Source organism: Spirulina sp. 06S082, from assembly GCF_034932145.1.
Taxonomy (GTDB): domain Bacteria; phylum Cyanobacteriota; class Cyanobacteriia; order Cyanobacteriales; family Spirulinaceae; genus CCY15215.
This window is the reverse complement of sequence record NZ_JAYGHV010000334.1, coordinates 1-5,964: the sequence shown is the minus strand read 5'-3', so window position 1 is coordinate 5,964 and position 5,964 is coordinate 1. Positions and strand designations below refer to the sequence as shown.

Below are 5,964 nucleotides of genomic sequence, written 5' to 3'. Positions count from 1 at the left end.
AATAGCGATGCGGGTAAATATGGCGGTAGCAATATGGGGAATTTAGGTGGAAAATGGGAGGAGGAATGGTCGTTCCATGATAAACCTTATTCCCTCGATTTGTGTTTGCCTCCTTTGGGGGTTATTTACCTGAAGTTGGATCGCCAGAAAACGGCGGAGGCATTACAGAACAAGCAAAATGTTCTTGATGTTGAATCGGAGGGCTAATCTCTGGATGATATCGGAAAAAAGGCTGGCGATCGCCGGCCTTTTTTTGTTGGCGATTAAGATAAGTATCGTTTACATTAAGGGGTGACAAGAGAGCTATAAAATAGACTGTATAAGGGATAGAGCCTGCAATCCCAAATCGCCACGATCCTGCATCCATCAACAAGCGAAAGAGTGTCGGGAATCAGGAGTCGGGAATTTGGCGAGGTTGATTAGAAACTAGCCACTTCCGCTAAAACTAAGACATAATAAACGAGTTAGACCCGAGCAAAAAATTTCATGAAACAACGTTTTGCCCGTTATTGCTACTCTACATTACTGGCGAGTGCAACATTTTTGACTGTTGGATTGGGGGCGCTTTCGGCAAAAGCACAGGAAATGTACAATCCTTTACCTTTGGTATCGGGAGAAGAAATTGCCGATCTTTTATCACAAAAAGATATACCTACTGGAGACGGTGGATTTTCTCGCGATTACAAAGTGAGATTAGAACAAGGCGATAATGTCGCGATCGATCTCCTTTCCGATGAATTCGATCCGATGGTGATTTTAATTGCTACGGATGGGGCTACGGTAGCCGAAAATGACGACGGACCCGACGGAACCACCAATTCTCTTCTCTTTGCCCGTATTACCGATGCTGGGGATTATATCGTCCGCGTTCGAGCTTTTGGGGAAACCGGAGGAGGTAACTTTCGCCTGAAAGTAACTCGTCTCAAACCAATTTAACGAACAAAGTCAGGATTGCCCATTCCCTATAGTATGATTAGAGATTGCGTGTCCAACAAGCTCGGATCGGGTTGAGACATCTCAAAAGCTGATTTGTTTACAGCTAACTCGCACTTAGTCTCGTCAGTCAGCTACCTGATACGGCCTCTATTTTTAAGGATTGATAACCATGACCTACGCGATCGTCGAAACCGGGGGAAAACAAATGCGCGTTGAACCCGGACGCTTTTACGATATCGAACTTCTCCACGTTGACCCCGACGAATCTTACAGCATTGATAAAGTTTTTCTCGTCCATCACGACGACGATATTCACATCGGCCAACCCTTCGTTGAGGGTGCAACGGTAGAAGGAACAGTAATGCGCCACTTCCGCGGCCGCAAAGTTATCGTTTACAAAATGCGTCCTAAGAAGAAAACGCGCAAAAAACGCGGACACCGCCAAGAAACAACCCGTTTGATGATTAATTCGATTAATCTTAACGGTACGGTTTTAGCGGAAGCAGAAGTAAAGGAGATCGAGGAGGAAACCCCCAATCTTGTGAAAGATTCTTTACCGATGGTTGAAGAGGTTGAAGAAACTGTTGATGCGGTTTCTGCGGAAGTGGAAGCTGAAGCAACTTCTGAAGAAGAGTAAACTGGAACAACAGAGAAAACGCGATCGCAATTTAACAACAAGGAAATTATGGCTCATAAGAAAGGCACGGGCAGTACCCGTAACGGTCGGGACTCTAACTCTAAACGCTTAGGTGTTAAGCGTTACGGCGGCCAAGCTGTCAAGGCTGGCAATATTCTCATCCGTCAGAGGGGAACAAAGGTTCACCCTGGTAAGAATGTCGGTCGTGGCAATGATGATACTCTCTTTTCTTTAATTGATGGAGTGGTTAAATTTGAACGCAAAGACAAGTCTCGTAAAAAAATCAGTGTCTATCCTGTAGATGCTATTTAAGCTGATGGGCGGGAATTTCCCGCCTTTTTTTTTGAGGAAAAAGATAATTTTTTCAGCAAAAGTGTGTATTCTCGCATCACTAATGTCAAAAAATGGTGACATTTTTAATTCTCAAAAATCTTGTTTTTTTTGTACAAATTGTTACAATCTTAATTTAATAGGGTAAAAAAGCGTCAGTTCTCAATCAAACAGGCGCAGTGTTTCAACACAGCAATCGGAGAGGTCAATTGTATTTACCAGATCGATCGGGAGTAAAAGTATGGACTGTCGCCATATTCAGTTTCAAGATAACAAGGCAATTATTGACCTCGAACAACTTCACGACTTATTTAAACAAGCTGCATTTTGGGCTAAAGATCGTAATATCGAAGAGATGGGAATTGCGATCGCCAATAGTAGCCCTACTATTACAGTCTGGGATAAAACTCATCTGATCGGGTTTGCTCGCGCTACCTCCGATGGAATTTATCGCGCGACTATTTGGGATGTGGTCATTCATCCCGACTATCAAGGGGCGGGTTTGGGTCGTAAATTGGTAGAAACGGTAATCGCCCATCCCCATGTTAACCGTGTCGAACGGGTGTACTTAATGACGACGCATCAACAACGTTTTTACGAACGCATTGGTTTTGAGGAGAATCAAACCACAACGATGGTTCTCTACAACAATGCTAATCGATTGGTTGCGCCTCTTCTATCATCTGAGCAGAAGCCAGGGGAATTGAACACTGTACCCGTGTAAGAGGGTTTGTTTCGTTGGGGGAGGGTGCTTGCAACATTTCTAGTCCTCCTCCCATTGTTTCTAAAAGACATTGACTTAAGAGTAAATTCATGCCAGGAGAAGGAACAGGAGCCTGAAGTAAAGACTGCACGGCTTCAGGATCGACATCGAGAGGTTGTTTTTTCAGTAAATCGATGGGTTCTTGCCAAATTGCTCGGGAGGATTCGATCTCGATCCACACCCAAGCAATATCACTTTGGGGAGAAGTCCGAACGGTAATAGATATCCCCCCTTCCTCCATATAGGCGATCGCCGTATCCACCAAACTGACTAAAACTTGGGCAAATCGTTTTAAATCTGCGTTGATATAAAGTTCCGGTTCGGGATAGGTAATATTGAGGTCGTAACTGCGATTGGCTGCGTGTAGATGAGTGAGTCGTTTGAGTTCGTTAAAGACTTCGCTTAATGGAAATGGATGATTTTTGACTTGACCCGAGCCGTGTTCTGCTTTAGAAACATAAATGATATCATCGAGGAGCTTAATGAGCTTTAAGGCTGCTTTATGTGCCTGTCCAACAAACTCTCGCTCTTCTTCGGGACTTTCGCATAAATCCGCCAGAATTAACTGGTGCAATCCGAGGAGACTGTTGAGAGGCGATCGCAATTCGTGAGACGTTCTTGCTAAAAAACCGGATTTAAACAGACTCATTTGGGCTGCCATTTGATAAGCCAGCTTGGTTCGTTCGAGTTCCGCCTTTAAGGTTTCTAATTCCTCACTCATGCTTTATTTTTCCTTGATGACAATATTGCCCTGACGGAGAATTTCCCATGCTTTCCCCGTCCATTTTGCCACAGTTGAGGGCAGCCTACTGCCTACTGTAACATCGCAGGGGAGATCGCTACGGTGGAGAAGGAAAACATTGGGAAAGGCTTGGGCGATCGCGTTTGTCGTTTCTAAGGGAGGTTCCCCGGAATGATTGGCGCTGGTTGTCGCTAATGCCCCCGTTTGACTCAAGATTTCTCGCGCCAGGGGAAGATCGGGGACGCGGATACCAATGGTGGTGCGATCGCCAGGATTGATGCCCTCGGGAACTAATTCAGAAGCGGGTAAAACTAAGGTTAGCGCACCCGGCCAGTATTCTTGGGTTATCTGCTGCCAAATTGCTAATTCTGCGGGAGTTCCTTGGATGTAGGGTTGTAAATCGAGAAAATTGGCCGCCATTAAAATTAGGGGTTTTTCCAAGGACCGGCGTTTGAGGTCAAAAATAGCGGTGGCGCGATCGGGACGCACGGCTAAAGCCGGAACGGTATCAGTGGGAAAACTCACAACCTGTCCGGCTTTTGCGGCTTCAATGAGTTCATTTTGGCTAACTTTCATCGGCAATAAGCAAAGGCAAAGCGCTCAATTTTGGCAAGGTCGGGAACAATGTGAATATTCTGATAATTCCCTTGATTTTCGAGAAGATGAGTGACAATTTCTGCTTGTCCGTCCATCATTTCGATCGCCCACAGCCCTCCAGAATGCAAATAATCGGGTGCTGTTGCCACTAAATGGCGAATGGCATCGAGGCCGTCATTTCCTCCATCTAAAGCGAGATGGGGTTCGTGTTGGCTGACTTCCTGCTCCAGTTCAGCAATTAAGGCAGAAGGAATATAAGGGGGATTGGAAATCATACCGCTTATTTTACCAACCAATGCCGTCAGAGGTTGCCACCAGGAACCTTGATGAAATTGGATTCGATGGGCAAAATTGAGATTCTGGGCGTTTTTTCGGGCAATTTCGAGGCTTTCTGCGCTGATATCGATGGCGTGAATTTGCGCTTTGGGCAAGCATTCTGCTAGTCCCAAGGCGATCGCGCCGCTTCCCGTCCCTAAGTCAACCCAATGACCTTCAGCGAGTTGAGGGTTTTGCTGGACAATTTCGGCAACGCGATCGATGAGAATTTCTGTTTCTGGACGGGGAATGAGTACCTCTGGGGAAACTTTCAAGGTGAAGTGTCGCCAGCTTACTTGGCCGGTGAGATGCTGTAGGGGGACGCGATCGCCAAGACGAAGCTGCCAAAGTCTTTCTAACTCTGACAGCGATATTTTTAACTCGATTTGCGATCGCGTTTTATAGGTTTCTAAATGGAGGGTCAAAGAATCCAAACCCGCCAATTCTCGCAATAGCCAATGAACATCATGAGGGGGAAGATGTGCCGCGATCGCTTGCTGTTGGGCGCGTTTTTGCCACAACCACAATTCTTGACCCGAAATTATCATCTGACTCCCCCCATCAGGGACTATCTTTGCTGCTGGCGAAGTGTATTGATATACTCGAGGGAGGCTTGAGTGGGAATGAGAACGATTTTTTCCAGTTCTGCATTATCGTTCTGTTCCAAGGTTTGAATCACCCCTTCCAGAGGAACTGCTTGGATTTGTATGGTATTGGCAAGGGAAGGCTGTTGCTCTTTAAACCGTTCTACCATTTGCTCGATTCCTTCCTTCTCAAAAAAGAAGGGAATCACCTGTTCGTCATTTTGCTGAAGGGTTAAATAGCCACCTTCTGCCCCAGCTTTAGCGACAAAGAGAGGAACACCTTGAAAATTTTCGGGGTTGAGTTGCTGGGCGAGTTCTACTTGACGGCTGGTTGGGACGTAGGTGAAATCAACCCCTTCTTGTTGGCTATTGCGGCGATCGAGTTGATAGATATCTCCCAAAGAAACGGGAATGATTTGCAACTTATTGCCCAAGTTAGGATTTTCCTGTTTGAGACGAGTAATAAATGCTTGGGCATCAATTGGATTGATAAAAACTCCGGCAACGCTTGGACTATCGGGATCGGGAGTGCTTTGAGCGTTTTGGGGAATTCTGGCCACTAAGGGCGCACCATTTTCATCGGCAACGGCAAACACGGGAATGGTTTTCAGACGCTCGACAATCTGTGTTTCGGTTAAAGCTAATGCTTTTAATGTTCCTGAGAACAAACCGCTTGAAAGGGTGATTCCCGCGACACTCAATGCTAAACACCAACGAACCAAAGATTTCATTTTCATTGAAATTGACCTCAAAACTTTACCGAACTTTTGCAACTAAGAACTACCTGGGATTTCCCGAACAGCAAACAAGTAAACTGTCAAGTGCGAAGCGATCGCACAACAGACCGTTTAAATCTTGCTCTAAAAACCTTGCTCTAAAAATCACGCTTCCCGATTGGGTTAACAATTTGTAAATTTTGTTAACCAATATACGGCAATTGTTAACAGTTGTAAATTCCTGAGACTGAAAGATTCTTGCAGGAGTTCCCAAGATAAGTAATGAGGGACAAATTTTTCATTGCCCATTGCTCCCCCAACTCCCCCCACCCCCCCAACTCCCC

At 45.6% G+C, this 5,964-nt stretch carries 9 protein-coding genes; 5 read left to right on the top strand and 4 right to left on the bottom strand.

Going from position 1 to position 5,964, the window contains the following annotated elements; translation table 11 throughout:
• From VB714_RS20540 to VB714_RS20520, 5 genes are all read left to right on the top strand, one after another.
• Positions 1-207: alpha amylase C-terminal domain-containing protein (locus tag VB714_RS20540; protein ID WP_323226551.1), on the top strand; the 207-nt coding region annotated here is incomplete at its 5' end.
• A 279-nt stretch (positions 208-486) separates the two neighbouring features.
• Positions 487-936 carry a PPC domain-containing protein gene (locus VB714_RS20535; protein ID WP_323226550.1) on the top strand — a complete coding sequence of 150 codons (450 nt, stop codon included), beginning with the start codon at positions 487-489 and terminating at the stop codon, positions 934-936.
• Between the two features lie 169 nt (positions 937-1,105).
• Positions 1,106-1,573, top strand: a complete 468-nt coding sequence (rplU, locus tag VB714_RS20530; RefSeq protein ID WP_323226549.1) for a 50S ribosomal protein L21 — start codon at positions 1,106-1,108, stop codon at positions 1,571-1,573.
• A 48-nt stretch (positions 1,574-1,621) separates the two neighbouring features.
• Entirely contained in the window at positions 1,622-1,885 is a 264-nt protein-coding gene (rpmA, locus tag VB714_RS20525) for a 50S ribosomal protein L27 (protein WP_323226548.1), read from the top strand.
• 259 nt (positions 1,886-2,144) lie between these two features.
• Positions 2,145-2,627, top strand: a complete 483-nt coding sequence (locus tag VB714_RS20520) for a GNAT family N-acetyltransferase (protein WP_323226547.1) — start codon at positions 2,145-2,147, stop codon at positions 2,625-2,627.
• Here the strand turns inward: VB714_RS20520 and VB714_RS20515 are convergent.
• The 4 genes from VB714_RS20515 to VB714_RS20500 are packed head-to-tail and all read right to left on the bottom strand — an operon-like array spanning position 2,557 to position 5,641.
• Positions 2,557-3,387 carry a HAMP domain-containing sensor histidine kinase gene (locus VB714_RS20515; RefSeq protein ID WP_323226545.1) on the bottom strand — a complete coding sequence of 277 codons (831 nt, stop codon included), beginning with the start codon at positions 3,385-3,387 and terminating at the stop codon, positions 2,557-2,559. The two genes, VB714_RS20520 and VB714_RS20515, sit on opposite strands and share 71 nt — an antisense overlap.
• Before the next feature lie 3 nt (positions 3,388-3,390).
• Positions 3,391-3,984 (bottom strand): L-threonylcarbamoyladenylate synthase, encoded by a 594-nt coding sequence (locus tag VB714_RS20510; protein WP_323226544.1) that lies wholly within the window; start codon positions 3,982-3,984, stop codon positions 3,391-3,393.
• Entirely contained in the window at positions 3,981-4,868 is an 888-nt protein-coding gene (prmC, locus tag VB714_RS20505) for a peptide chain release factor N(5)-glutamine methyltransferase (protein WP_323226543.1), read from the bottom strand. The genes VB714_RS20510 and prmC overlap by 4 nt, the downstream gene beginning before the upstream one ends.
• A gap of 20 nt (positions 4,869-4,888) precedes the next feature.
• Positions 4,889-5,641, bottom strand: a complete 753-nt coding sequence (locus VB714_RS20500; protein WP_323226542.1) for a Tic22 family protein — start codon at positions 5,639-5,641, stop codon at positions 4,889-4,891.
• Positions 5,642-5,964: the final 323 nt, after the last annotated feature.

Bases quoted from the DNA above. Each gene is read 5' to 3' on its own strand.
- VB714_RS20500 (WP_323226542.1), bottom strand. From the start codon at position 5,641: ATGAAAATGAAATCTTTGGTTCGTTGGTGTTTAGCATTGAGTGTCGCG.
- rplU (WP_323226549.1), top strand. From the start codon at position 1,106: ATGACCTACGCGATCGTCGAAACCGGGGGAAAACAAATGCGCGTTGAA.
- prmC (WP_323226543.1), bottom strand. From the start codon at position 4,868: ATGATAATTTCGGGTCAAGAATTGTGGTTGTGGCAAAAACGCGCCCAA.
- VB714_RS20520 (WP_323226547.1), top strand. From the start codon at position 2,145: ATGGACTGTCGCCATATTCAGTTTCAAGATAACAAGGCAATTATTGAC.
- rpmA (WP_323226548.1), top strand. From the start codon at position 1,622: ATGGCTCATAAGAAAGGCACGGGCAGTACCCGTAACGGTCGGGACTCT.
- VB714_RS20515 (WP_323226545.1), bottom strand. From the start codon at position 3,387: ATGAGTGAGGAATTAGAAACCTTAAAGGCGGAACTCGAACGAACCAAG.
- VB714_RS20535 (WP_323226550.1), top strand. From the start codon at position 487: ATGAAACAACGTTTTGCCCGTTATTGCTACTCTACATTACTGGCGAGT.
- VB714_RS20510 (WP_323226544.1), bottom strand. From the start codon at position 3,984: ATGAAAGTTAGCCAAAATGAACTCATTGAAGCCGCAAAAGCCGGACAG.